The sequence below is a fragment of the Peptoanaerobacter stomatis genome, assembly GCF_000238115.1.
GTDB lineage: Bacteria > Bacillota > Clostridia > Peptostreptococcales > Filifactoraceae > Peptoanaerobacter > Peptoanaerobacter stomatis.
Window position 1 is genome coordinate 1 of record NZ_JH414562.1, and the last position, 24,815, is coordinate 24,815.

At 35.6% G+C, this 24,815-nt stretch carries 26 protein-coding genes; 5 read left to right on the top strand and 21 right to left on the bottom strand.

Annotated features, from left to right (window positions below; translation table 11 throughout):
- Positions 1-41: 41 nt before the first annotated feature.
- Both HMPREF9629_RS12310 and HMPREF9629_RS09070 read right to left on the bottom strand, forming a co-directional pair.
- Positions 42-329: a PDC sensor domain-containing protein gene (locus HMPREF9629_RS12310; protein ID WP_009526111.1), complete on the bottom strand. Its 288-nt coding sequence runs from the start codon at positions 327-329 to the stop codon at positions 42-44.
- 5 nt (positions 330-334) lie between these two features.
- Positions 335-1,054: a PDC sensor domain-containing protein gene (locus HMPREF9629_RS09070; protein ID WP_009526112.1), complete on the bottom strand. Its 720-nt coding sequence runs from the start codon at positions 1,052-1,054 to the stop codon at positions 335-337.
- A gap of 777 nt (positions 1,055-1,831) precedes the next feature.
- Here HMPREF9629_RS09070 and HMPREF9629_RS09075 point away from each other — a divergent pair.
- Entirely contained in the window at positions 1,832-2,506 is a 675-nt protein-coding gene (locus tag HMPREF9629_RS09075; RefSeq protein WP_009526113.1) for a response regulator transcription factor, read from the top strand.
- On the top strand, positions 2,503-3,780 hold the full coding sequence (locus HMPREF9629_RS09080) for a sensor histidine kinase (protein WP_009526114.1): 1,278 nt from the start codon (positions 2,503-2,505) through the stop codon (positions 3,778-3,780). Before HMPREF9629_RS09075 ends, HMPREF9629_RS09080 begins: the two co-directional genes overlap by 4 nt.
- A 103-nt stretch (positions 3,781-3,883) precedes the next feature.
- Here the strand turns inward: HMPREF9629_RS09080 and HMPREF9629_RS09085 are convergent, their stop codons facing one another.
- From HMPREF9629_RS09085 to HMPREF9629_RS09155, 18 genes are all read right to left on the bottom strand, one after another.
- Positions 3,884-4,513 (bottom strand): cyclase family protein, encoded by a 630-nt coding sequence (locus HMPREF9629_RS09085; RefSeq protein WP_009526115.1) that lies wholly within the window; start codon positions 4,511-4,513, stop codon positions 3,884-3,886.
- Positions 4,514-4,595: 82 nt separating this feature from the next.
- Positions 4,596-6,041, bottom strand: a complete 1,446-nt coding sequence (gene zwf / locus HMPREF9629_RS09090) for a glucose-6-phosphate dehydrogenase (protein WP_009526116.1) — start codon at positions 6,039-6,041, stop codon at positions 4,596-4,598.
- Positions 6,042-6,064: 23 nt separating this feature from the next.
- On the bottom strand, positions 6,065-7,477 hold the full coding sequence (gndA, locus tag HMPREF9629_RS09095) for an NADP-dependent phosphogluconate dehydrogenase (RefSeq protein WP_009526117.1): 1,413 nt from the start codon (positions 7,475-7,477) through the stop codon (positions 6,065-6,067).
- A gap of 415 nt (positions 7,478-7,892) precedes the next feature.
- Entirely contained in the window at positions 7,893-9,083 is a 1,191-nt protein-coding gene (locus tag HMPREF9629_RS09100; protein ID WP_009526118.1) for a site-specific integrase, read from the bottom strand.
- Positions 9,084-9,158: 75 nt separating this feature from the next.
- Positions 9,159-9,362 (bottom strand): excisionase, encoded by a 204-nt coding sequence (locus HMPREF9629_RS09105; RefSeq protein WP_009526119.1) that lies wholly within the window; start codon positions 9,360-9,362, stop codon positions 9,159-9,161.
- 428 nt (positions 9,363-9,790) lie between these two features.
- Positions 9,791-10,042, bottom strand: a complete 252-nt coding sequence (locus tag HMPREF9629_RS09110) for a helix-turn-helix domain-containing protein (protein WP_009526120.1) — start codon at positions 10,040-10,042, stop codon at positions 9,791-9,793.
- A complete protein-coding gene (locus HMPREF9629_RS12780) occupies positions 10,023-10,223 on the bottom strand; it encodes a sigma-70 region 4 domain-containing protein (RefSeq protein WP_330367860.1) in 201 nt (66 codons plus the stop codon). The genes HMPREF9629_RS09110 and HMPREF9629_RS12780 overlap by 20 nt, the downstream gene beginning before the upstream one ends.
- Positions 10,224-10,317: 94 nt before the next feature.
- Entirely contained in the window at positions 10,318-10,467 is a 150-nt protein-coding gene (locus HMPREF9629_RS12785; RefSeq protein WP_330367861.1) for a hypothetical protein, read from the bottom strand.
- A 456-nt stretch (positions 10,468-10,923) separates the two neighbouring features.
- Positions 10,924-11,124, bottom strand: a complete 201-nt coding sequence (locus HMPREF9629_RS11605; RefSeq protein ID WP_456299404.1) for a cysteine-rich KTR domain-containing protein — start codon at positions 11,122-11,124, stop codon at positions 10,924-10,926.
- A 77-nt stretch (positions 11,125-11,201) separates the two neighbouring features.
- Complete coding sequence (locus tag HMPREF9629_RS09115; protein WP_009526121.1) at positions 11,202-13,019, bottom strand: serine hydrolase domain-containing protein; 1,818 nt, start codon at positions 13,017-13,019, stop codon at positions 11,202-11,204.
- Positions 13,016-14,395 (bottom strand): MATE family efflux transporter, encoded by a 1,380-nt coding sequence (locus HMPREF9629_RS09120; protein ID WP_009526122.1) that lies wholly within the window; start codon positions 14,393-14,395, stop codon positions 13,016-13,018. The genes HMPREF9629_RS09115 and HMPREF9629_RS09120 overlap by 4 nt, the downstream gene beginning before the upstream one ends.
- A 121-nt stretch (positions 14,396-14,516) precedes the next feature.
- Positions 14,517-15,095 carry an L-2-amino-thiazoline-4-carboxylic acid hydrolase gene (locus tag HMPREF9629_RS09125; RefSeq protein ID WP_009526123.1) on the bottom strand — a complete coding sequence of 193 codons (579 nt, stop codon included), beginning with the start codon at positions 15,093-15,095 and terminating at the stop codon, positions 14,517-14,519.
- Entirely contained in the window at positions 15,092-16,846 is a 1,755-nt protein-coding gene (locus tag HMPREF9629_RS09130; RefSeq protein WP_009526124.1) for an ABC transporter ATP-binding protein, read from the bottom strand. Before HMPREF9629_RS09130 ends, HMPREF9629_RS09125 begins: the two co-directional genes overlap by 4 nt.
- Positions 16,843-18,588: an ABC transporter ATP-binding protein gene (locus HMPREF9629_RS09135; protein ID WP_009526125.1), complete on the bottom strand. Its 1,746-nt coding sequence runs from the start codon at positions 18,586-18,588 to the stop codon at positions 16,843-16,845. The genes HMPREF9629_RS09130 and HMPREF9629_RS09135 overlap by 4 nt, the downstream gene beginning before the upstream one ends.
- Entirely contained in the window at positions 18,578-20,047 is a 1,470-nt protein-coding gene (locus HMPREF9629_RS09140) for an ABC transporter ATP-binding protein (RefSeq protein ID WP_009526126.1), read from the bottom strand. Before HMPREF9629_RS09140 ends, HMPREF9629_RS09135 begins: the two co-directional genes overlap by 11 nt.
- Entirely contained in the window at positions 20,044-20,748 is a 705-nt protein-coding gene (locus HMPREF9629_RS09145; RefSeq protein WP_009526127.1) for an energy-coupling factor transporter transmembrane component T, read from the bottom strand. Before HMPREF9629_RS09145 ends, HMPREF9629_RS09140 begins: the two co-directional genes overlap by 4 nt.
- The gene (locus tag HMPREF9629_RS09150; RefSeq protein ID WP_009526128.1) at positions 20,749-21,345 is read right to left on the bottom strand and encodes an MptD family putative ECF transporter S component; all 597 of its coding nucleotides are present in this window, start codon (positions 21,343-21,345) and stop codon (positions 20,749-20,751) included.
- A gap of 66 nt (positions 21,346-21,411) precedes the next feature.
- A complete protein-coding gene (locus tag HMPREF9629_RS09155; protein ID WP_009526129.1) occupies positions 21,412-22,026 on the bottom strand; it encodes a TetR/AcrR family transcriptional regulator in 615 nt (204 codons plus the stop codon).
- A 347-nt stretch (positions 22,027-22,373) separates the two neighbouring features.
- Between HMPREF9629_RS09155 and HMPREF9629_RS09160 the strand changes: the two genes are divergently transcribed.
- Positions 22,374-22,703, top strand: a complete 330-nt coding sequence (locus HMPREF9629_RS09160; RefSeq protein WP_009526130.1) for a plasmid mobilization protein — start codon at positions 22,374-22,376, stop codon at positions 22,701-22,703.
- A gap of 47 nt (positions 22,704-22,750) precedes the next feature.
- Positions 22,751-23,458 carry a relaxase/mobilization nuclease domain-containing protein gene (locus HMPREF9629_RS09165; protein WP_456299405.1) on the top strand — a complete coding sequence of 236 codons (708 nt, stop codon included), beginning with the start codon at positions 22,751-22,753 and terminating at the stop codon, positions 23,456-23,458.
- Here HMPREF9629_RS09165 and HMPREF9629_RS09170 read toward each other — a convergent pair.
- Positions 23,353-24,345: a DUF6017 domain-containing protein gene (locus tag HMPREF9629_RS09170; RefSeq protein ID WP_009526132.1), complete on the bottom strand. Its 993-nt coding sequence runs from the start codon at positions 24,343-24,345 to the stop codon at positions 23,353-23,355. The two genes, HMPREF9629_RS09165 and HMPREF9629_RS09170, sit on opposite strands and share 106 nt — an antisense overlap.
- Before the next feature lie 164 nt (positions 24,346-24,509).
- On the opposite strand from HMPREF9629_RS09170, the gene HMPREF9629_RS11610 reads away from it, so the two are divergent.
- Positions 24,510-24,668 (top strand): ABC transporter, encoded by a 159-nt coding sequence (locus HMPREF9629_RS11610; protein ID WP_207635496.1) that lies wholly within the window; start codon positions 24,510-24,512, stop codon positions 24,666-24,668.
- Positions 24,669-24,815 lie beyond the last annotated feature (147 nt).

Genomic DNA, 24,815 nt, shown 5'->3' on the forward strand with positions numbered 1-24,815 from the left:
ATTGTGTTTTTTACTTGTATTAGGGCTCTTGTATATTATTCCTATTTCGTCTTTGTTTTTGAGTATATTACTGATGGTGATTTGTCTGTTAGGGTTAAATCATATTGTGCCATCCCTTGTACGCACTGGCTTAGTTTTATTATCGGTATTGTTATTGAGTTTGCTACTAAGTATATTACTGCTATTACTATTATCAGTGATATTATGCTTAGTATTATCATAAATTTGCCGAGTGTTGATGATCCTTCTAATACTTCTGCTTTTGGTACTGATAGGGCTAATACCCAGTTTGTGTTTTTTATCGGGTATGTGAAATAAAATCTTTGCACTCCTCCTACTTTTGCCCGGAAAAGTCTGATTCGGTGTCTAAAAATTTATCCATAAATGGTTGTAATGCTCCATTTTCTACTGTGGACAGATTATCATTGAATGTATATTTTTGGTGACTGATGAAATTTCCGTCGCCGTCTATCAGAAATGCTGCTCCTGTTTTTCCTACTTTTATGCTGCTTACTTCTTCTATGATTTCTTTTGTTGATATGTCTGTTGCCAATACACCGACAAATTTTCCGTTTTCTTTTATCTGTTTGCTTCCGCCAAATACTAAAGAACCGTCTTCAGCATTTATATACGGTTTTGATATAACTGATGTGTCTTTACCTATTGCATTTTTATACCAATCTCTTGTTGTATGATCGAATGATGCATCCGGCACCCAACCTGTTCCGTAAAATGCTTTTTTGTTTTCAAATCCCACAAAAAATCCTAATGAATCAGGAATTTTTTGTGTATAATATGTCAAATCATCCAACAGTTCTTCATCTGACGGCATTTTCTTTTCAATTTTTAATGCTATCATATCTATATATGATATATTTTTTGACATTATGCTTTCTATGTCGGAACCATATTTTTGAGCTGTCATACTCATTAATTGCTCCGATTCGCTTGTCAATAAACTGTCTGAATATTTGTATGATACGACTGAAAGTATCAACAATACCAATAATACAGGCAATCCTATGGATGCCAACATTCTACTTCTTAGTTTCATATTAATCTCCTATTCATAAAATTATTAAATATGTTGAGTAAAAATGTACGGTCAATAGATTTATAATTATATAAATATTTTACTATACTCAATATATTTAATAACAGCAAAAAAATATTTTGTAAGCAAAATAACCTAATTTTTAAAGTTAAATATACTACAAAACTTATGTGCATTAAAAGTTATACGGTTTAACATAATAAAAAACCTATTATTTTAATAAATTATTAAGTTAAAGCCATAAAAGGCTAAAAATAAAAGCTTACTTATTAACCCTACACTTATTATGATATTCAATTATTACGACGGCTGTGTTCAATCCTTTAACACACTGTATAAATAAAACCGACTTTAATTTATACAATTCAAAATAAAATGTCTTCCCCTCCTTATAATTTTATAATATACAAAATTTTAAAAATACAGATAACAAAAAATTATACTTTAAATATTTTTTTGACATTTTCTATTATGTCAAGTAAACTTAAACATTGAATATATTATCTTATCGGCTTGGTTTAATTATGCTGAATTAAAAATTTACATCATAATCTATATGACAATATTATAATACTAATTATCTATAAAAATCAATAAAAATTTTAAAAAAAGTATATTTTAAAAAAAGTATATTATTATTTAAGTGTATAAAAAACATAAATATATGATAAAATATAAATATTATATTAATTCATATACATTTAATGAACATATTATACTATTGCAATTAAACGGTGATAATAAAAATATCCTGAACGTAAAATTAAGGAGATCATTATGAGAATATTATTGGTGGAAGATGAAAAAGAATTATCAAATGCACTTACAGCAATATTAAAACACAGTAATTACTCAGTAGATGCGGTATATGACGGAGAAGATGCTCTATATTATTTAGAGACACAAAATTATGATGCTGTTATATTAGACGTTATGATTCCAAAAATAGATGGTATACAGGTATTAAAAACTATAAGACGAGCACAAAACCATATACCTGTTTTGATGTTGACTGCAAAATCTGAAATAGACGATAGAGTTGTCGGCTTAGATGCAGGTGCAGACGATTACTTGACTAAGCCTTTTGCAACTAAAGAACTTCTTGCACGATTAAGATCCGTAACAAGAAGACAAGGAGAGCTTACAGATTCTATAATAACTGTTGGAAATGTCAGCCTCAACAGAACAACTTTTGAACTGTCCTCCAAATACGGAAGTTTTCGTCTTGCAAACAAAGAATTTCAAGTCTTGGAAATGCTTATGACAAATAACGGACAACTCATATCAACAGAAAAATTTATGGATAGAATATGGGGATATGAAAGTGAGGCAGAAATAAATGTTGTTTGGGTACACATATCATATTTGAGAAAAAAACTTACTGCATTAAAGGCAAATATTGCCATAAAAGCAAACAGAAATATGGGGTACTCTTTGGAGATGATAAAATGATAAAAAAATTGCAACATAAATTTATACTTATATCCGTTTTGACGATATTTGCAGTTATGACAATAATTCTTTGCATAGGAAATTTTATATTGTATAAAAACATTAATGACCGGCAAAATAATTTACTTAATATACTTATAGATAACGGTGGATATTTCCCTAAAAGAATTGATGATGCTAAAATCAAAAACAATGATGAACAACCACCGTTTTTGGAGCAAAATAAAGATTTTGAAAAGCCGAGAAAATCATATTTTGAAATTTCTCCCGAAGCTCCTTATGAAAACAGATTTTTCAGTGCTGTTTTTAGTGATAACGGAAATTTAATATCAATAAATACCGACTTTATATCTGCAATATCAACAACTCAAGCAACAGATATGTCACAAAGTGTATATAAATCAAATAAACTTACAGGATATTTAGGTAATTATAAATACAAAAAAGCTGATTATTCAGACGGAACGATAATTGTATTTTTAGACAGCACAAGAGATCTTGATACTCTTAAAATATTTTTAATCGCAAGCGTATTCATAATAACAATTGCAATGCTTGCAGTATTCATAACAGTATATTTTTTCTCAAAAATAGCTATAAAGCCTATGGAAGAAAGTTATAGAAAACAAAAGAGGTTTATAACAGACGCTTCACATGAGATAAAAACACCTCTTGCAATAATAGATGCAAATACTGATTTAATAGAAATAGAATATGGAGAATCAGAATGGACTAAAAGTAATAAAAATCAAGTGCAAAGATTGACTAATCTTACAAATTCATTAGTATCCCTTTCAAGAATGGATGAAGAAAGTAATAATACAATTATGACAGATTTCTCTCTATCAGAAGTTATAGCTGAAGAATCCGAGTCTTATGTAGCTTTGGCAAATACGAGAGAAAAAACTCTGAATATAAATATAGAAAAAAACATTTCATATTATGGAAATGAACAATATATAAGGCAAATGATAGGGATATTTCTTGACAATGCAATAAAATACTCTAATGAAAAAGGAACGATCACCTTAAACTTAAAAAAACAAGGAAAGAAAAAAGCTATTTCTATAAAAAATACATTAGATTATATTGAGGTCGGAAACCATGATATACTATTTGAAAGATTTTACAGAGCAGATAATTCAAGAAATTCTGAAAGCGGTGGATATGGAATAGGACTCTCGCTTGCAAAATCTATTATAAACATTCACAAAGGAACTGTAACTGCCCTATCAAGAGATAAAAACAGTATAGAATTTAAAATTATATTATAAAATTAACAAATATATCCACATAACCGTTTATTTTTATACGCCTATAAGGTTTGTTTTATTATCAACATACCTTAATAGGCATATTATAATTTCAAAGTTTAAATTAAAGCGAAAAATCTTCTATAAGCACAGCTCTTACCGGAGATGCATCACTATCCTTTATTTTAAGTGGTAATGCACTTAAAAAATATTCTCCTTCATCTATATCCTTTAACATCATATCTTCTATAACTCCAATATTTGCTCCCAATATTATTTTATGTGTGGGATGGTGCTTTTTATCTCTTTCTATGCTCATAGCATCTATACCTAAACTTTGTATCTGCTTTTCGGCTAAATACTCTGCTGCATCTTCTTCTATATATACAAATTTAGGATTATACACAGTATCATATGAATTTTTAGTTTTAAATATTACTCTGTCATCTTTTTGTATATCTAAACTTTCTATATCTTTTTTTGTGATAAATTCATCTACATTTGTAAGGTCAAAAACTTTACATTTCCCTATAAATTTTGACACATTGTATTTATCTATAGTGTTGCCGTTTTTTACCATGTGAAGAGGTGCATCTATATGTGTTCCGCAATGCAAGTCTGTATCCAATCTCGACTCATAGTAATCTCCCGTTTCATAGCTTGATACTATAGTCCTCTTTATTCTTTTTTCTTCTCTATTTTTATATACTACCATATCTTCTGATATAAGTTTTGATACGTCATATATTTTCATAAAAACTTCCCCTTACAGATAATAAATAGTTTTTTATAAATCATTTATTTAAAAAACTATTATTTATAATTTTAAATCAGCCTTATATCCATTTTCTACCGTCTTTTCCAATTATTTTTTCTGCTTGTGCAGGCCCTTTACTTCCTTGCTCATAAATATATAACTTATTAGAATATTTTCTATAATTGTCCATTACTTCATTCATATATTTCCAGCTGAGTTCTATTTGCTCCCATCTTGAAAACAATGTTCTGTTTGAATTCATACAAGCCTCCAACAATCTCTCATATGACCAAGGAGAGTTTATTGAATTTTGTGCGTCACAACTTTGACAGTAATTAAGATTTGCCACATCTATATCATCGCTTGTTCCCGGTTTTTTTATATTAAACCTCAAATTTATTCCTTCTTCAGGCTGTATTTTTATCTCTAATATATTGTTTTCGGCAATCTGTTGTAAATCTCCATTACCATAGTTTTGGGCAAGCATTTTTGATGTGTGCGTTGTGGGTTTAAATTGGATTATTATACTCATTTCTCTTGAATGCAATTTTTTCCCTGTCCTCACATAAAAAGGCACATCTTTCCATCTTTCATTATCAATAAATATTTTCATAGCCACATAAGTTTCTGTTTTTGAATTAGGATTTACATTTTTTTCTTTTGTATAGCCGTCATATTGACCAAGCACCATATAATCGTCTATATCCTTTGAATTTATCTTCCTTAATTTTTTGAATATATCTATCTGTGCGTCTTTTATGTCGCTTGAAGAAAATGTATCGGGTTCATTCATTGCAACTATGGAAAGTATTTGGAATATATGATTTTGGAGCATATCTGCTATAGCTCCGCTTTTGTCATAATATCCTCCTCTTGTTTCAACTCCTATTGACTCAAATACATTTATTTGAACATTATCTATAAATTCATTATTCCATACACCGTTAAACATTGTATTAAAAAATCTTATAGTCATTATGTTTAACAGCATTTCTTTACCTAAATAATGGTCTATATAATAGATATTTTTATAATCTAAATATTTTTTGAATACCAAGTTCAACCTTTGAGCAGATTCCAAATCTTTTCCAAACGGTTTTTCCACTATAATTTTAGATTCTTTCAGTATATCACTATGCTTTGCAAGACCATCCGTAATAGGTTCAAAAAACTCAGGTGAAACTGCATAGTAATAAATGAGATTATTGGATAAATTCATCTCATTAAAATAATTATACAAGTTTTTATATTCTTCCAGCTCCATAAAATGAAGTTTGTAATAAAAAATACTTAAACAAAATTTTTCAAATTTTTCTTCATTATAAGCACCTCTTGAAAAATTTTTTACCCAATCTTTTATTATACTTCTATAATCTTCATTAGTATAATCTCGTCTTCCTATTCCTATTATATAAAAATTTTTTTCTAATTTATCAAATATATATAAGTCGTAGAGTGCCGGAAATAATTTTCTATATGCTAAATCTCCGGTACCTCCAAATATTATAAGTGCATTGTTTTTCATTTAATTCTCCTTAGAGCTTCCATTTATTTATTCAATGATTTTATCCAATCAAAATGGAAAACCCCTTCTTTATCTATTCTTTCAAATGTGTGTGCTCCAAAATAATCCCTTTGTGCTTGTATCAGATTTGCACCTAAAACTGATGTTGAATATGTGTCTATATATGATAAGGCACTTGACATCGCATATATGCTTACTCCGCTCAAGGCACACATTGAAACCAGCTTTCTAAGTGATGATATATTTTTGTTTATTTGGTTTAAGAAAAAATCTGTAAAAATCAAATTTTCAATATTTTTATTTTTCTCAAAAGCATTTGAGATATCATTTAGAAACTTAGCTCTTATTATACAGCCACCTCTAAAAATTTCGGCTATTTTTGAGAAATCCAAATCCCAACCATAAGTTTTTTGTGCTTTGCTGAGTAATTTAAAGCCTTGTGCATAAGCTACAATTTTACTTGTATACAAGCTGTACTTAACTAATTCTATCAAGTCTTTTTTATCTATATTCACATTTATATCTTCTTTTTTAAATATCTTGCTTGCTTTTTCTCTTTCATCCTTCAAAGTTGACATAAATCTACCGTTTAATGCACTTGTTATCGTAGAAATATCCACGCCTAAATCTATGGCTTCCAAATTTGTCCATTTACCTGTACCTTTTTGATTTGCAACATCCAATATTTTATCTATAAGATATGATTTATTATCATCTTTGACGGAGAATATATCTGATGTTATTTCTATAAGATAGCTTTCAAGTTCTGATTTATTCCAATCATCAAAAACTTCATGAAGTTCATCATTTGACAGCTTACCGATTTGTTTTAATATTAAATATGCTTCACTTATAAGTTGCATATCCGCATACTCTATGCCGTTGTGCACCATTTTTACATAGTGTCCCGCACCATCTGTAGATATATATGCACAGCAAGGCTCATCATCAACTTTTGCAGATATGTCTTCAAATATATTTTTTACAGCCGGATATATATTTTCATCCGTTCCAACCATTATAGCAGGTCCAAATCTTGCTCCTTCTTCTCCACCTGAAACTCCTGCACCTACATAATTTATTCCCTTTTGTGCAAGATAATTTTTTCTTCTTATAGTGTCTTTAAAATATGAATTCCCACCATCTATCAATATATCATCTTTTTCCACAAACTCTAAAAGTTGTTCTATAAGTTTATCTACAGCTTCTCCCGCTTTTATCATAAACATTATTTTTCTCGGCTTTTCCAAAGAATCTATCAATTCTCTTAACGAATATACAGGCACAAAATTATTATGAGGTGTATTGTTCATGACCTCATCAATTACACTTACTGTTCTGTTAAAAATAGACACTTTATATCCTTTATCAGCCATATTAAGTGCAAGATTAGTCCCCATTACAGAAAGACCGATAAGACCTATGTTACTTTTCATATTTAAAACTCCTTAGTTTTTATATTTTATAGTAAATTAATTTAAAACAGTTATATTCAAATTAATTACAAATTTTTAAGATTAACAATATATACTAAACTTCTCTTTATTTGTCTTTTTATACCCTTATTATTAATATTAATCTTACAAATTACAATTTTTTCAAAAAATTAATAATATAAAAAACAAAAACTTTATATTATGAATAATTAAATATCATTAATATATATTGTTTATCATAAACTCTAATATGATTTTCAACTAACTTTTCAAAAGTTCTTATATGCCGGTATAGCCTACCTTTTCAGGCATTGCCGGCATTTTGTGTATCGGGAGATACTCACATATTTTCTTAAATCTGCTTATATTTTTGCTTTGAAAGGTAGTAAAGAAGTAGTAAAACCTCTTTTTTCCTTTAAGCCGCCAGTCTGAAAAATTCCGCCTGTGCGCTGTCAAAGGTGGCGTGTGCGTAATAGTTCAGGGTCATGGTTATGTTGGCGTGTCCCATAAGATACTGTAAGGCTTTCGTATTCATTCCCGCATTTGCCATGTTGGTGCAGAATGTATGCCGCAAGGTATGAGGTGTTGTTACCGCCGATAGAGCTTCCTCATGGCTTTTGTTGTACTTTTCTATCAGCCTGTGAAACATAGCATCATAGTTGATACAAGCCTGTGGTGTTCCGTTCTTTGTGATAAAGAGAAAGCCTGTACAACCGTCAACGGTAAAATCACTTTTTCTTCGGTTTTGCAGCACTCTCTGTAAGGCTTCAAGCACACGGTTGCTCATTGGAATTTTACGAATACTGTTGTCCGTTTTCGGTGTTTCAATGCGGTAGGACTTTTTCCCGGAGTATTGAAGCTGATGATCTACATTGATAGTTCGATTCTCAAAATCAATATCTCTGTCCGTCAGTCCGCAGAACTCGGAGATACGAAGCCCTGTTCCAAGCAGAATGATAAGCTCGTCATAATACTTGTAATAAACCTTATCGCTTTTCACGAAAGCAAGTAAACTTTTTTCCTGTGTGGGCGAAAGAGGTATCTTCGGTTCGGTGTCATCTTCAATGACTGTATTGATATGAAAGTCAAAAGGATTTTTCCTGATACAGTCATCTTGAATGGCAGAATAAAAAGCTGCCTTTAGAGAACGCTTGTAATTGCTGATGGTTTTGAAAGAATAGCCTTTTTCTTTCATTCGTAAAGCCCATTCCTTTGCATCAGACATTTTCACATTTTCGATGCTGCAGGTGCCGATTGTATCTTCCTCAAGTATTCTCATGAGCTGCTTTCGACCTTGCTTTGTGCTGTGCCTTACATTTGCATGATTTCGTATTTGCTTTTCGTAAAGCTGGCATACGGTCATTTTCTTTCCCACAAGGTCAATCCCGTCATCAAGGTCTTTTTGTATCTCCTTTACTTTTTCACGCAGGGACTTATCCTCACACTTTCCTTTCGGGGTCTTATCCGTAGAAACTAATTTCCATGCGTACACAAACTGTGGCTTTCCAAAGGTATCTGTATATTTGTAAGCATATCTCCCGTATTTTCTCTGGCTCTCACCTGACCGCAAAACTCGGTTCTTGCTGTCCCGTCTTTTTTCTGACATTTTATGCTCCTTTCCAAGACGGAAAGAGCCTTGATATGCTATATCTATTATACCATCGTCAAGGCTCGATCTCCATTAGATTGTGTCAACCGTATCTATCATTTTTTCAAACTGCTTGCGCTTAATCTGAATACGGTTGCCGTTTAATATCATCCAATTTGCAGTAGGATTTTCTTCCGCCAGCTTTCGCAGCTTATTTTCTCCGATGCGAAAATACTTTGCCGCTTCTTCTATGGTAAGGGTATATTTCTCCCAGATAGGGACATCCGTTTGATTCATCTCATCGCCCCCTTTCTCAAAATAGGTATAGTAAAAGTTCTGATATTTATATTTAAGAAAGGCATTACCGGATGGCTGTAAGCATTAGCCTCACGGGAATTTCACCCCTGCATGGTTCTCATCCAGCCCTACCCATTGCCTGCGACGCTTTTAACGCTCGGACTGTGGCTGTAAGGGAGTATCATTATATATTTTGTGCCGTCATGGCTTGTAAGGTGCTACACTTGCTTTGCGGTAGAATATTTCTCGCTCGGCTTCCGTGTAGGGAAGTGTCATGGCGTATTCTCCGCACAGCTAAGGCACAAAAGGAAAGTGTCCGGTTTGCCCTATGATACGCCGCCGTTATCTTGCGGGTATATTTGTCAAAGAACAGGCGGCAGCTTCTTTCTGCCTTATCTGCGGAAAGGGAAACGCAGATCGTTACATTCTTAAATCTTGAAAATCAGGACAGCCTGCATGAGCTTTGAACGAAGGCGATCTCGTATATCCTCATCTATACCGTAATAGGTATTTCCGCGTTCATCACAGAGCTTTCTCATAGAAAGGTGTGCGATATATCCTGCGTAATGCTGGCAGACAATATTCATTGCCTGCGGCTCTCCTTTAGTTGCGGCTATGATTACCGGATAAGGCAACAAGCCGCGTTCATCATCGGTTGTTTTACCAGTCATGGTAGTCATAAGCGTGTTCCTCCAAATAGCGTTTCAACAGCTCAAATGAGCTGGTTCTTCGATACTGCACTGTGCTTCTTGGAATCTGATAGAGTGCTGCAATTTCCGCATCGCTCATATCAAAGAAGTAGTAGAGCAGGACAGCTCTTCTTTTTTCTTCCGGCAAGCTGTGGATCGCATCGGCAATCATCTTTGCATCCCATTCTTTCCCACCTGCGAAAAAGGTCTGTTCTTCTTTATCTTCTGCAAAGAAATCTTCACAGGTATAAAGCTGGTTTTCCTCTTTAGGTGGTCAGGTCGGAAAAGTTAATTTCGTGTGCCTGCCGCTTCCTAAGCTCCTTATGGACATTGATACTTTCGTTCTTCAATGTCCGCTTGCAGAAGCCGTTAAATGCGCAGCGTATCTGCCATACAGTTCTTTCAGGTTCATTCATGGTATTCACCTCCTTTCGCAGCCGCGAAAGCGGGTAGAATTTCCTCTTTCGTAAACCCTCAACAACGCAGAGCCCAAAACTGCCAAAGAAAAGCGAATATTTTTAGAAAAAAGTTTTTGCAGGCACAAAAAATCCCGACTGCGCAGGGCAGCCGGGATCGGACATGAAAAGATAAGGTTATGGATATGATGTAACAGGTCATCCGTAAAAGCACGGAAACCCGGAAATAGAATATATCCCTTTTAACAAGATTTTAAGATAATGAAAAATGAACACGGCGATACCTCCTTTAGTGCCGCCGTGTTTCATAACCTATGATTGATTTTAAGCTTACGCTTCTTTATTCAAGCAGGATAAAAACGACGGTCATATATAACTTGTGTATTGAGACTTTTGCATAAGTAGGTTTCTCCTTAAAATAAAATGAGCTGGTAATTACAGTTTTATAACTGTGAATCACCGGCTCTGTGTCTTTGCATCTGGCTCTTTGATGACGGATACATTAAATTGTTTGACGTTGATTAAAGTTTCCTGTTTACATTTCGGACAGAACAGTGGGAAGTTCTTTAGCTCCGTATTTTCTCTAACTTGCAGCCGCGTTTTATTTCCACAAACAGGGCAGAGTAACCATTTTACTTTACTCATATTTTTATTCATAATAATAACAAACTTTCTTCAAAAATTAACTTTGTTTACCTTTGATAATCTCACAATCATCTATTAAAGATGTGTTTTCAAGCAATCGTAAGAAATCCAAGATAATATGCCGAAAAAAGTTGAGCAATAAATACCAATAACAATCTACAACTTTTGAGGCTTTTTTCTTTGGTACATATATATCCTCCACATAAAATCCCTATAATACTAAAACACCATCCGGCAATAACAATAATCATAAGTTCATAAGCAAGAATTTCATATATTGAAAACCAATGAACCATTCCGGTAATTCCAGAAATCCCAAGCATAGTTCCACAAATATATAGATACATATGATGTCGTGTACATCTCTTCCGCCTTTGTAGAGTTGAAATGATGCATATAATCAGTAATGTTAAAAATAATAATGTAGTTGATATATAAGTTCCCAAGCTGAACAAAAATGCTATTTTCCCTTGTGTGTTAGTGGCAGGGATATAATCATGAGCTAATCTAAAGCTCATAGAATGTACTTTGCCGTCAGTTATATTAAAAGCAAGTATTTTTTCTTCAGGACTCGCATCCTTGCAAAAGAAAATGTTAGAATCTATTTGTTCGTAATATTGCTTTTTATCTTCAAATGGCATAGTAAGAGAAAGACGATTTCCATCTGTCACCCTAATGGAAATCATTTGCATTTTCCCTTGTATTTTTCCAACATTTTTCAATGCAGAGCGGGCAGGAAGATAATCTCCACTTACATCTTGAGATCTAAATTTTCTTTTATCGTTTTTTTCATCAGCTTCTGTATATGCAATTTTTTCCATAATCTCAGAGCAAAACTTCGTCTCCATTACATTTGTCAATATTAAAATTGCTCTCTCATTTTTTGGTTCTACCCATATTTGTGTTTTGAATCCGTATGTTCCTCCTTCATGTCCAAGTAGTTCCGGATTATTCGCATATTGCCAGAAGCCGTGAGATAAACCTGAATTTGCACCATAGAAGCGATAGGTTTCTGTAAACATTTCCTTTTTAGTATGAGGATTATTAAACAATAGATTATCTTTGTCATTATTTTTAGCCAGCTCTTGTGCATAATTCAACAAATCCCCAGCTGAGCCATTCATTCCACCAGCAGGATACATTCTTAAATACATATTCGGTTCTTTACGGAATCCCTTTTCAGAAAAAGAATAACCGACTGCCTTTCTTGCCAAAATCGTAGGATTATCATTCTGAAATGGACCTATCGAGGTATTGTTCATATCTAAAGGTTTCAAAATGTGTTCATTTACATATTCTTTGTAATTTTGACCGCTCGCTCTCTCTACAATAAATGCAGCTAATGCAGCACCCCAATTAGAATATGCGCTTACCTTGCCCGGTGAAAATACCTGTTCGGGCTGGTATGACGACAAGACTTCGGCTGATGTAAATTCCTTATCTCTTTCAAAATAGCGAAGGTTGATGAACTGCTCCTCGAAACCCGCCGTATGATTCATGAGATGAAGCATTGTAATAGGAGTATCATAATGCAAATTTTTCAAAAAACCTTTTGGTAAATAGTTGCGGATGTCCGCATTCAAATCAATTTTGCCTTCTTCACTTAATTGCATTGCGCTTACCCATATAAAAGTTTTCGATATTGATCCCCATTCAAAAACTGTGCTTTTAGGATCCATAGGTATATTTTTTTCTAAATCAGCATAACCATAGCCTTTTGAAAATACGATTTCTCCGTGTTCAGATACAATGACACATGCTCCCGGAACGCTTTTACATATATATGCATTCGCAACTTTATCAATAGCAGTTTCGTAATTGTCAGTTAATTCCGCAGCATAAATAAAGGAGCGCGGAAACAAAACGAAAAAAGCAATGAAACAACTCAAAATGAAGATTTTTTTCATGATATTTCGCCAACTTTCACCTTGCTTATTTCCTGTGCAAGCTTAATGAGATGCTTGTATTCACTAATTAGCAATATAATTGCAATCAAAATTATAACAACATCATTCAAAGGTAATGCCAGCCATACTCCGAGAACATTTCCGTTTAGTAAACGAGGTAATATCAGTACCAAAGGAACCACAAGTGCAAGCTGCCTTAGTATAACCAATACTCCCGCCTGTTTTGCTTTACCGATAGCTTGAAAATAAGTGACTGTCATTATGAGCATGCCATAAGTAGGAAATATGCAATACATAAGCCTAAAATTAGATACTCCTGAACTTACAATAGCTGAATCGGTAATAAATGCAGATAATATCTGCACTGAAAAAATTTCGATTATGGCAAAGAAAAATCCGGCAAGACAAGTAGAACCTATGATAAATATATTCGTAAGTTTTTTAACCCTTATATATTCTTTTGCTCCGAAATTTGTTCCGACAGCAGGCTGCATCCCTTGACTCATTCCCCATATCGGAACAAATGCAAGCTGCATAACTCTTTGAGCGGCTCCCATAAGAGCTATTTGCTTTTCTCCGCCAAAATACACTGCCGTATTATATACAACTGTCATTTGAACCAACATCATAATTTGCATGAGCATAGCACTCATTCCCACGGAAAAAATTTCTGGTAATAAATCTTTTGCAGGTTTTATCCCATGAAAACGAACCATCGGACTTTTTTTCAAGAAGTATAGTAGGGTTACTGAAGCCTGAATAATTTGAGAAATCACAGTTGCGATTGCAACAGCTTGCGGTCCTCGAGATGGCATAAGCAGAATGAATATCGGATCTAATATAATATTCAAAATAGCACCGGTCGCCATGATTCCCATTGCAACTCCCATGCGGCCCTCTGCCCTGATTACCATATTTGCACCCTGCATAAAATTTACGAATATGGAGCCGAGATATACTGTTCTTAAATAAGAAACACCCATCTCCAGCACTTCACCGCCGGCACCAGATAAGCGTAAAAATTCAGGAGCAAATATGATACCGATAATCATAACTGCTGATGATAAAATGATTACCAAGAAAGTCAGATTCCCCATAATCTTATCAACGGTTTCTTTTTCTTTTTTTCCGATTGCTCGAGAAAGTACAGAGCCGGAACCTATTCCAAGAAGAACTGCAATTGCATTATTGAACAATACAAATGGAGATGCCGCCGAAACTGCACTCATAGCATCGGTTCCCACCATTTGCCCGACATAAATTGAATCGACAAAGGCATATAATCCTACAATCAGTTGACCCAAAATCGCCGGCAAACTAAGGCTAACCATCAATTTCCAAGGATTTTCCGTAAGTAATTTATCACGAACATCCATTATAAAACCCTCCTTATCTTTTATCTTTTTATCTTTTAGTTCTTATCTTTTATCTATTAGTTATTCTGTATTCACAGCAAGCCCGCACAAATTCCTGATTATGACTGATTACAAAAATGCTTTATCCTTTTTTGTTTATAAAACAGAAATCACATTTTTTACCGTTCATTCCCAGTGTTTGACTTCGCTCAAATACAAATCCCTTTATATTTCCGAATACAATATAATCACACAAACAGAATATTTCACAAAGCTCCGGACATTCAAAAAACTTGCAGGTATCCGCCCAAAGACATTTGAGTACATCAACTCGGTAGTATTTTCCATCATCCGATAGAATCCTGCTTTCCCAGATTTCATCGCCTGACATCCCTTTTCTCATAAACAAACAAAACAGCCTGAAAAACCTGGGTATATGAAAAAATGTTTTCAAAAGCTTATGTGCCTTTTCAGCAACATAAAATGAATGCTCCTTTACCAATTCTTTTGCCTCGTTTTTTGAAAGCCCTTTATCTATGAAACATTGATACAAGGCTATGTTTGAAATGATGCTTCTTTTTTGCCTTTTTTTCTGTTTTTCTGTCCACGACCCTTGATTGATTTCTTTGATGAGTTGCTTCATTTTCGTTTTATGTTCTGCATCTATGTCTTTTAATATCTGCGCATCTAACTTTCCGAAGTAAAATTTTTTGTATGTCATTCCCGACCTCCTAATTTCCATCCGATTGCATTTCCCCGGATTTCCACAAATCGTCGGTAAAGTCCTTCTTGCTGTATCAGTTCCTGATGTTTTCCTCTTTGCACAATCTGTCCATTTTCAAGAACAAGAATTTGATCTGCTTCCCGTACCGTATTCAACCTGTGAGCAATCATCAGGAGCGTTTTATCTTTTGTCAGTTCAGAAATAGCATGCTGTAATTCCCGTTCGTTTTCAGGATCAACACTTGCCGTGGCTTCATCTAAAATAACAATAGGTGCATCCTTTAAGATCGCTCGTGCGATAGAAATTCGCTGTTTCTCACCACCGGAAAGGGTTGCACCTCCTTCTCCAATATTTGTTTGGTATCCGTCCGGAAGTGCGGATATGAAATCATGACAGCATGCTTTCTTTGCCGCTGTAATCATTTCTTCTTTTGTTGCCTGCGGTTTTCCAAAAAGAATGTTATTTTCAATGGTATCTTCAAAAAGATAAACTCTTTGAAAGACGATGGAAAAATTTTTGAGAAGGCTGTCGCAGGTATAGTCCTTGACATTAACGCCGCCTAAAAGAATTTCACCATTCTTTACATCCCAAAACCGTGCAATTAAACTGCAAAGGGTTGTCTTTCCTGAGCCTGATGGTCCTACAATGGCACAACTCGTTCCTTGAGGAACAGAAAAGCTTACATCATGCAGGATTTCCTTTTCATCATAGGCAAAGGATATATTTGAAACGGCAATATCGTATGCTTTCGGAATAAGGTCCGTCCCGTTTTCATCAAGAAGCGGCATATTGGATATCGTTTCCAATCTGTCTAAGGAAGCATCTACAACTCTTGCAACGGCAGCCGTACTTCCTGCAAGCTCCACAGTCGTATAAATCATAAAACTTGCGACAATAAGGAGCAGACACTTTTCGGGAGTTATTTCTCCGTTCATTAGTAGGTAAGGGGCAGCAACGAGGATTGCGAATCTGGCAAATTTGAATATCATTTGAAAGACGGCAGCCAAGCCAGAGAAAACTTTTTCCAAAGCAATGTTTGCCTCTGCACTTTCATTGATTGCAGTGTCTACGGATTTATCCGAACGGTCGGCAAGTCCGAATGCCTTGACCACAGACATCCCCTGTATATATTCTAAAATACCTGTCACAAGCCCTGCCTGTGCAGCCTGCCTGCGCGGAGAATACTTTATGCCGGCTTTCTGTGTTTTTGCATATATCAAAAGGGAAACAACAAGTCCGAGAAACATCAGAACACCGATTTTCCATTCATAAAATAAAAGCCATATCCCTATTACTGCGGCATGGATAAATCCTCCGGCTACCGCTTCCATAACGGTAACTGCATTGGTTTCCAGATCTCCAAGCGTTGTAGTAACTGCCGCTGTAATATCTCCAAGTCGATGCTCATTAAAATATCCCATAGGAACGCGTTTTAATTTTTCTCCAAGATTCATACGCCATTGGGAACACATAGAGAAACTTCCGAGGGTTCTTTTTACAGCGGAAAGATTAGTAAAGAGAATGCGCCCTGAAATACTTAAAAGCATAATCCCAAAGGCTGCCCATACCGTTTTAACCGGCATGTAACCGCTTGAGAGTGATAACAGTATTCCATTCAGAACTGTAAGCACAGCTATAATGGGAAGCATCTCAAATACGGAATTGCACATATGAAAGATAAACGATAAAATCAATCCTTTTTTTTCCGTTCCGGAAAAATCCAAAAGTCGTTTGAACATCTGAATCATGCTGACACCTCCTTAATATCAAGTGTGCTGATATGTGCATCCCAAAGCTCTCTGTAAAGAGCACAAGTTTTGATAAGCTCCGCATGCCTTCCTTCAGTTTCTATATTTCCTTCATTCATGACGAGAATCTTATCGGCTGATGTGATAGTAGATAATCGATGTGCGATGACAATCAGCGTTTTTCCCGCTACAAGTTCGCTGATAGAGCGCTGAATGATCGACTCGTTTTCAGGGTCTGTAAATGCTGTAGCTTCATCTAAAATAACTATGGGGCTGTCCTTTAATATGGCTCTTGCAATGGCGATGCGCTGCTTTTCTCCGCCGGAAAGATTGCTCCCACTGTCTCCGACAACGGTATCGTAGCCATTTGGAAGTGATACGATAAAATCATGGCATGCCGCTTTTTTTGCCGCATTTTCGATTTCACTGTTTGTAGCATCCGGCTTACCAATTCGTATATTTTCTCGTATAGAAAGATGAAACAAATAATTATCCTGTGAAACATACGCAATATGTTCCATAACCTGCGAAAGAGGTATGTTCTGCACATCAACACCGCCTATTTTCACAGTTCCGCTTCCCGCATTCCAGAAAGACGCAATGAGTCTGGCGACAGTGGATTTACCCGATCCCGACGGTCCTACCAAAGCTGTCATTTCGTTTTCATTCGCTTCAAATGAAATGTTATGTAAAACCTCTGTATCCTTGTAAGAGAAAGAGACGCTTAAAAACTCTATTTTTTCTCCTTTAAGGTGTGCTCGTTTTTCCGGACGTTCCATTTCTTCCGTATCCAAAAGACTGCTGATTTCTTTCACGGTAGCGTCTACCATAGCAAGGCTGTCTGTATATCGCAATGCCTGAATAAGAGGAGCAATCAGCCCCAATGATAAAATAATACAGGATATAAAACTGCCTGCGCTTATGCTTCCTCCTACATAAAACAAACTTCCGACAGGAAGAACTCCGATTAGACTGGAGGGGGCTATTGCAATGCCTGCCGCATAGTACGGATTTGTCTTTTTGAACCATTCAGATTTAGAATTTTCATTCTCCTTTACAGCTTCCGCATATTTGCGGTAAGAATCGCTGCTTTGATTAAAAGCCTTGACTACTTCAATTCCCCCTATATATTCAACAGTAGCCCCGTCCATAGCTTTTGCAGCTTTAATAACTCTGTCATAACGCTTCTCGTAATCTTTCATCATCCCCATATAACAGAGCATTCCAATAGGAAAGGTTGCAAGTGCAATAAGTGACAGCCTCCAATCAAGGAACATGAAATAAATCAACATTAAGACAGGAATCATAATATTTGCTGTCAATTCCGGTATCATGTGAGCAAGAGGCAATTCCAATTTTTCAACCGTGTCAACAAGCATAGTTTTGAATTTTCCTGACGGGGTATCCAAGACAAATCCCATAGGCGCTCGTGACAACTTTTTCGTAAGTGCAATACGAATATTTTTCAATACAGTAAATGCGGCTCTGTGTGACCGCACCGTAGATACGGTTGATAAACCAAGCTGCAAAAGATAACCCAAAAGCGCAATTACCGCCATTAGTATTATTGACTTCAAACTGTAATCGCCGGCACATATTTGAATAATAATACGTGAAACTGCAACATACGGAACGATTCCAAACCCTGCACCGAGAACGGCAAAAACAACCGAACTTAAAAGCAAGCCTTTACAGGATTCGGCAAATTCAAATAAGCGATACAATGTGTTTTTATTCTTCATTAAAATCTCCTCCCGCTAAAATATAATTTTCGATATTTTTCTTTTCTTCACCTCTGAGATCGGCAATTATTTTACCGCTTGATAACAGTAGAACTCTGGAACATATTGTTTTTATAAATTCAATATCGTGGGTAATAACGATCAAGATTTTTTCCTGTTCAGAAAGCCTCTCTATCATCATTCCCACTTCTCTCATGCTTTTTAAATCAAGCCCGCTGGTCGGTTCATCGAAAATAAGAATTTCTTTATCACAAAGCAAGCTGATTGCTACAGCAAGCCTCTGTTTTTGTCCTCCCGAGAGTGAAAGAGGATGTCGGTTTTTTAATTCAGAAAGGGATAACATCGATAGAGTTTCATCAATAACAGGCTTATTTGTTGTTTTTGTTCCGAGTGTGCATTCCGTTTCCACACAGTCCGTAAAAAGCTGATGCCCGACATCCTGCATCACCATGTAAGATTTTTTAATACGCGATTTTGCAGACAAACTCCTGTCGTCTATAAAAATATTTCCAGATTTTTGTTTTATTAGTCCGCATATAGTGCGTGCCAGTGTTGTTTTTCCTGTTCCGTTTGCACCGGTAATTGCGACGATTTCTCCACCATTTGCGGTGAAAGAGATGTTTTGCAAGATAATCTTTTCACCATATTTGACATGAATATCTTTCAGCTCTAAGGTGTGTTGGAAATTTTTTTTATCATTGGTATTTGTTTTGATTTCAGAAAGATTTCGACACCTGAGTCCCATATTTTGTATTTGTTCAACCGGGAGCCTGCAAAAATCTTGTATCCTCATATCCTTAAAAATCTGACCATCCTGCATTAAGATGACTCTGTCTGCAATATCTGTTAAATACCACAAGCGATGCTCTGCAATGATAATCGTTTTTCCCTGCCGTCTTATTTTTTCTATCAGTTTTTTCAGTTCAAGCACAGAATGAAAATCCAGATTAGAGGACGGTTCATCCAACACAAAAATATCCGGATTCGTGGCATACACAGACGCAAATGCAATTTTTTGTTTTTCCCCTCCGGAAAGTTCAAAAATACTGCATCCTTTTAATTTTTCTATATGCAAATCTTTAACAACCCTTTCAAGCCGTTGTTTTAATTCTTTAGTCTCAAGCATTCTGTTTTCCAATCCGAAAACAATTTCACTATCTGTATCTGTGTTGAAAAATTGTGTTCGCGGATTTTGAAAAACTGTGCCGACACTATCGGAAAGAATTGAAATTTCGGTCTCGGCAACATTCATTCCTTTTACAACTACTTTACCTGAAATCCTTCCTTCAAAAAAATGAGGAATCAGTCCATTTACCAATCTCGTAAGAGTCGTTTTTCCGCATCCTGATGCACCGCACAAAAGAACACATTGTCCTTTTGGAATATTTAAGTGTAATTCTCGTAAAGAAGCTTTTTCCATATCCTTGTAGGAAAAAGAAAGTTTTATAAATTCAATCAAGGGAATACACCTCCTCGTAAAAAATCAAAAAATATCATGCAAATAATCCCTATATAGATTGTTACAATCAGAGCATCATGGATTGAAAAACAAACTTTCTCCATACAGCTGCGTCTTCCGACATGATCAATCCCCCTTGTAATTGCGGCTTGTGTGATTTCATCAGAGATTTTAGAAGCAGATACCAGCATTGGTACATATACATATTCCATGATTCTAATCGGATGGCGCAGAAATCCTATCAAAGAAGCGGTTATTCCTCGAAGAGTCATGGCATCCTTAATATAGTTCCATTCCTCAGCCATTGTCGGAAAGTATCGCAATGTAACAGAAAGCGCAATAGTAAAACCTTTAGGCAAATGTAATCGACTGAATGCAGCTAAAAAAACACTGACCTTTGTCGTGCGTATTAAAAACGTACCCAGCATAAAACAAGGAATCAGTTTCCTTATATAGACATCAAACATATATATGATGCCTCCCATTGTAACGGGTAATTTTAATATCACAAGCAGCTGCACCATCAATAATACAATAAAGAGAATTCCGTATCTTGAAGCAGTGCGGAACTCTTTCGCCTGCAAGAACAAGAATACGGGGATTGCTGTAAAAAGGCATTCTATGACGATACTTTCATTCAAAAAAACGGAAATACTGGTTATTGATAAAATCAGCAGTTTTGTTCTGGGATCTAAAGCCATCTATATAATCCCCACTTTTTCAAAATGTTTTTTCAATAATTTTTTGCCAATAAAGCCTCCGATTATGGCACAAATAATTGTCCCCAAAATCATTAAGGGGATAACCCACAAATTTATTCTAATAGCATTGATGATTCCTTCAAAAGAAGAAACATCTCCTTTTCTACGCATGAATTCATCAAACTGTGCAGGCATGATAGCCATGGGGATATAGGCTCCCATTGGGGACAGTGCAAACACGCAATAGGCAAGTAAATTTCTTCTGAATGATTTGAAATTTCCTGATTGGCAAATCAAGTCTGCAATAAATCCAAATACGATGAAAAATGCAGACATCATCCAAAACATACCGGTAACAAATAACAAGATTCCGGCAAGTATACCAAGTATGGAAAGCGACCCGCGCTTCGGTATTTTAGCGGTATATAACATAAAAACGCTGCCAGCAAATAAAGCTACTATCATCGGCATAAACGGAAAAGTGACAGGTGTCATCTGTGCGATACTGCCTATCACAAATGCAATAACAAAATAAATAAGTGAAAAAACACCTATGGAAATGTAATCTCGTGTCAATAATTTGTTTTCATTTTTCATAACATGAATATCCTTTCCAACATAAATGTTAGTTCTATCTAACCTAAATATAAAAATTTTTACAGCTTATGTAAGCCGCAAAAGACCCTCCCATCCGGAATTAAAAAAAACGGCAAGCTCTTTAACATATTCAATCGCCTGTTCTCTCGTCATATCATGAACAACTGTTTCAAATGCAGCTGTAAAATATGCACTAGTAATCATGTGATGTAAATCATGACTGACGCTTCCTGTCATTTTGCCTTTTTCTTTAAGAATAGCGTAATATTTTTCTGTACGGGATACTTCCAATTCTACAAGTTCATGAATATAATCTTCATATTTTGTACCCTCAGAACAGCAAAGGACAAGCTTGAATTCTTCAAAATAATCATAAATATAATTTACAAAATGCAGAAGGTATTTTGTAGACAGCTCTCTGCTTTCCGAAGTTTTATTTTCGGGGATTAAATTAAAATGAGCATCTTGTGCAGCCCTGAATTGTTCTGTCAAACCATCTGCCGCTTCAGAAACAAGTGCTTCAAATAAAGCTGCTTTATCCGGGTAGTATCCGTAAAAAGCACCTTTGGTAAATCCTGCTTCCGCTACAATTTTTCTGAGGGACGCATCCTTAAATCCTTTCGCTAAAAATTCCCGTTTGCCCACTTCTAATATTTTTTGTTGCGTTGCTGATATTTTCATCAAATACCTCCTCACTAATATACCAACGGTATATACCACTGGTATATTAACATAATTTTTATTTTTGGTCAATATAGTTTGGATAAATAAAACAGTTTATACCAGTATCGTTTTATTTTCTTTTTTCTTTGCCATCTTTGGAAAAAGTGAATTTCCGTTGTTGTAGAGATTAAGGGATAAGTGGAATAGCAAGCATAGGAAAGGGGTACCCTTTCCGTAAAAATCTCTATTTTCCCACAGTACCGACAATAGAGATTTTACTTATACCCTCGCAGGCTAAAGCCTGCCGGGGCAGACCCTTGGGAAGTGTCCCAAACTCTCTATAAAAGCAGAAAGGAAATTCACCCATGAATAACAGAAAAAGAAATGTGCAGATTAAATTTCGTGTGACGAAAGAAGAGCGCACCTTGATTGAAGAAAAAATGAAACAGGTGCCTACAAGTAACATGGAAGCATACCTTCGGAAAATGGCGATAGACGGATATATCATTCAGGTAGATCACAGCGATATAAAGAAAATGACGGCAGAGCTTCAAAAAATAGGGGTCAACATCAATCAGATTGCAAAAAGAGCCAATGCCACGGAAAATGTGTATCAGGAAGATATAGAAGAAATCAAAGGAGCCTTAAAAGAGATATGGCGGTTACAAAGATTAAGCCTATTAAAAGCACACTGAAAAAGGCACTTGAATATATCCAAAATCCCGATAAAACCGATGACAAAATGCTTGTATCTTCTTTCGGATGCAGCTATGAAACCGCAGATATTGAATTTGCCTTTACTCTTTCACAGGCACTTGATAAAGGAAACAATTTAGCTCATCACCTGATACAGTCTTTTGAACCGGGAGAGGTCAGCTTTGAAAAAGCCCATGAGATTGGAAAGCAGCTTGCCGACGCCGTGACAAAGGGACAGCATGAATACGTCCTGACGACGCACATTGATAAAGGGCACGTCCATAATCACATCATTTTTTGTGCCGTTAATTTCGTGGACTATCACAAATATAACTCCAATAAAAGAAGCTATTACGGGATAAGAAATATCAGCGACCGCTTATGCTATGAAAACGGCTTATCGGTTATCAGTCCGGAAAGAGGACGAAAAGGAAAAAGCTATATTGAGTATCAGACGACAAAGATAGGTACAAGCTGGAAAGGGAAACTAAAAGAAACGGTTGACTTTCTGATTCCTCAGGTAACGGATTTTGAAAAGCTTTTAGAGAAGCTGCAAGCTTCCGGATATGAAATCAAACTTGGCAAATATGTTTCCTGCAGAGCTCCCGGACAGGAGCGATTTACAAGGCTGAAAACTCTCGGAGCCGATTATACGGAAGAAGCAATCCGAAAACGCATTGCAGGAATAAGAAGTCGTAATGTTAAGATACTGAAGCAGGAACAAGGAATATCCCTGCTTCCGTACATATCGTGATTAAAAAGTGAGCTGTAATAGTTTCCGATTGTGGACGGAGCATTGAAAAGCACTGCCTTTAGATACTGCTTGAGGTTTCTTACCTTTGTGGTATTTTCCTGCATACAGTCAAGGACAAACTCGATATGGCTGCTGTCAAGCTTCATAAATTTTGCCTTTACAAGCTCCGCCGGGTATTCATCACCTGCAATTAAGATGCGCTTTTTTTTGCTGCATACGGTTTCAAGAATGAGGTCAAGGATTTCATCAATGCGATCACGGTCAAGGCGTTTAGCATTTATGAGGTGTTCATACTCGATATTGTCCTTGATAATTTCCTCATAGATTTTATATGCGTCTTTCTCATCCGTTCCTTTCTTTTCCGGTAAAGGCTCCTGCTCACTCAAAGGATGGGGGTCAGGGGAAAGGATAGGAATGGAATCGGTATTTAATCCATCTTTATTTATTTCTTCTTTTTTTGATAGATCCGTATTTTGTATATCTTTATTTAATTGCGTTGGATTTTCCGATGTCGGATTATCCGCTTTCGGTTTTTCCAATATCGGCTTATCCGATGTTGGATTTTTGGGTACCGGCTGGTCTAATACCGGACTAATCGGCTGCTCATAAATGGTGTAGGTAATTGCTGTCATTTTTCCTTTTTCATCTCTGCCTTGTGACCTTTCTATATATCCCGCGTTTTCAAGCTCCAAGACGGCTGTACGAATAGCATCTATACTTTCTTTGTTGATATGGGAAAGTCCCGCAAGGGTATAGTCCCAGTTTTCCGGAAGCGACAGCATTTGAGAAAGTAAGCCTTTCGCCTTTAGGGTCAGCTCCTTGTTTCGCAGGTGGTGATTACTCATGACGGTATATCCCTTGTTTTTCTCTACTCTGAAAACTGCCATGATCTTTGCTCCTTTCGTTTTATTTTGTTACGCAGTAAAAGGGCGATTTTGAAAGAAAAGGTATATTCCCCTTACCTTGTCAAAACCGCCCTCTGAAAGCCTTGTATTACAAGCCTGTATATGCCTCTACTTCGTAACATGGGCATGAAAAAAGCGGTGTCCTTATGCTTCCTTTGACAGAAGTAAAAGATCACCGCTTTTACGATTTCCTATTTAATTTTGATTCCTGCAACATACCTTTTGTATCTGTGGTAAAATACTTTTATCTGCAAGAGTTTTTACAGCACATCAAGGCATTTTCCTCAAAAGTAGTAAATTGGTAGTAAATTCAATCTGTTCTCTTGCAAATATCCTTGTATTTCAAAGGGTTTGAGGGTTAATAGTTAAAGTTTATTAAAAAAATTAATTATTAGTTTTTTTCATTATTCTATAAGATTTAAGTATTAATATAAATAAAACCATCATAACTA

Coding starts and splice junctions, on each gene's coding strand:
- HMPREF9629_RS09070 (WP_009526112.1), bottom strand. CDS start 1,054: ATGAAACTAAGAAGTAGAATGTTGGCATCCATAGGATTGCCTGTATTA.
- HMPREF9629_RS09075 (WP_009526113.1), top strand. CDS start 1,832: ATGAGAATATTATTGGTGGAAGATGAAAAAGAATTATCAAATGCACTT.
- HMPREF9629_RS09080 (WP_009526114.1), top strand. CDS start 2,503: ATGATAAAAAAATTGCAACATAAATTTATACTTATATCCGTTTTGACG.
- HMPREF9629_RS09085 (WP_009526115.1), bottom strand. CDS start 4,513: ATGAAAATATATGACGTATCAAAACTTATATCAGAAGATATGGTAGTA.
- zwf (WP_009526116.1), bottom strand. CDS start 6,041: ATGAAAAACAATGCACTTATAATATTTGGAGGTACCGGAGATTTAGCA.
- gndA (WP_009526117.1), bottom strand. CDS start 7,477: ATGAAAAGTAACATAGGTCTTATCGGTCTTTCTGTAATGGGGACTAAT.
- HMPREF9629_RS09100 (WP_009526118.1), bottom strand. CDS start 9,083: ATGTCAGAAAAAAGACGGGACAGCAAGAACCGAGTTTTGCGGTCAGGT.
- HMPREF9629_RS09105 (WP_009526119.1), bottom strand. CDS start 9,362: ATGAATCAAACGGATGTCCCTATCTGGGAGAAATATACCCTTACCATA.
- HMPREF9629_RS09110 (WP_009526120.1), bottom strand. CDS start 10,042: ATGACTACCATGACTGGTAAAACAACCGATGATGAACGCGGCTTGTTG.
- HMPREF9629_RS12780 (WP_330367860.1), bottom strand. CDS start 10,223: ATGATTGCCGATGCGATCCACAGCTTGCCGGAAGAAAAAAGAAGAGCT.
- HMPREF9629_RS12785 (WP_330367861.1), bottom strand. CDS start 10,467: ATGAATGAACCTGAAAGAACTGTATGGCAGATACGCTGCGCATTTAAC.
- HMPREF9629_RS11605 (WP_456299404.1), bottom strand. CDS start 11,124: ATGAATAAAAATATGAGTAAAGTAAAATGGTTACTCTGCCCTGTTTGT.
- HMPREF9629_RS09115 (WP_009526121.1), bottom strand. CDS start 13,019: ATGAAAAAAATCTTCATTTTGAGTTGTTTCATTGCTTTTTTCGTTTTG.
- HMPREF9629_RS09120 (WP_009526122.1), bottom strand. CDS start 14,395: ATGGATGTTCGTGATAAATTACTTACGGAAAATCCTTGGAAATTGATG.
- HMPREF9629_RS09125 (WP_009526123.1), bottom strand. CDS start 15,095: ATGACATACAAAAAATTTTACTTCGGAAAGTTAGATGCGCAGATATTA.
- HMPREF9629_RS09130 (WP_009526124.1), bottom strand. CDS start 16,846: ATGATTCAGATGTTCAAACGACTTTTGGATTTTTCCGGAACGGAAAAA.
- HMPREF9629_RS09135 (WP_009526125.1), bottom strand. CDS start 18,588: ATGAAGAATAAAAACACATTGTATCGCTTATTTGAATTTGCCGAATCC.
- HMPREF9629_RS09145 (WP_009526127.1), bottom strand. CDS start 20,748: ATGGCTTTAGATCCCAGAACAAAACTGCTGATTTTATCAATAACCAGT.
- HMPREF9629_RS09150 (WP_009526128.1), bottom strand. CDS start 21,345: ATGAAAAATGAAAACAAATTATTGACACGAGATTACATTTCCATAGGT.
- HMPREF9629_RS09155 (WP_009526129.1), bottom strand. CDS start 22,026: ATGAAAATATCAGCAACGCAACAAAAAATATTAGAAGTGGGCAAACGG.
- HMPREF9629_RS09160 (WP_009526130.1), top strand. CDS start 22,374: ATGAATAACAGAAAAAGAAATGTGCAGATTAAATTTCGTGTGACGAAA.
- HMPREF9629_RS09165 (WP_456299405.1), top strand. CDS start 22,751: ATGCTTGTATCTTCTTTCGGATGCAGCTATGAAACCGCAGATATTGAA.
- HMPREF9629_RS09170 (WP_009526132.1), bottom strand. CDS start 24,345: ATGGCAGTTTTCAGAGTAGAGAAAAACAAGGGATATACCGTCATGAGT.
- HMPREF9629_RS11610 (WP_207635496.1), top strand. CDS start 24,510: ATGCTTCCTTTGACAGAAGTAAAAGATCACCGCTTTTACGATTTCCTA.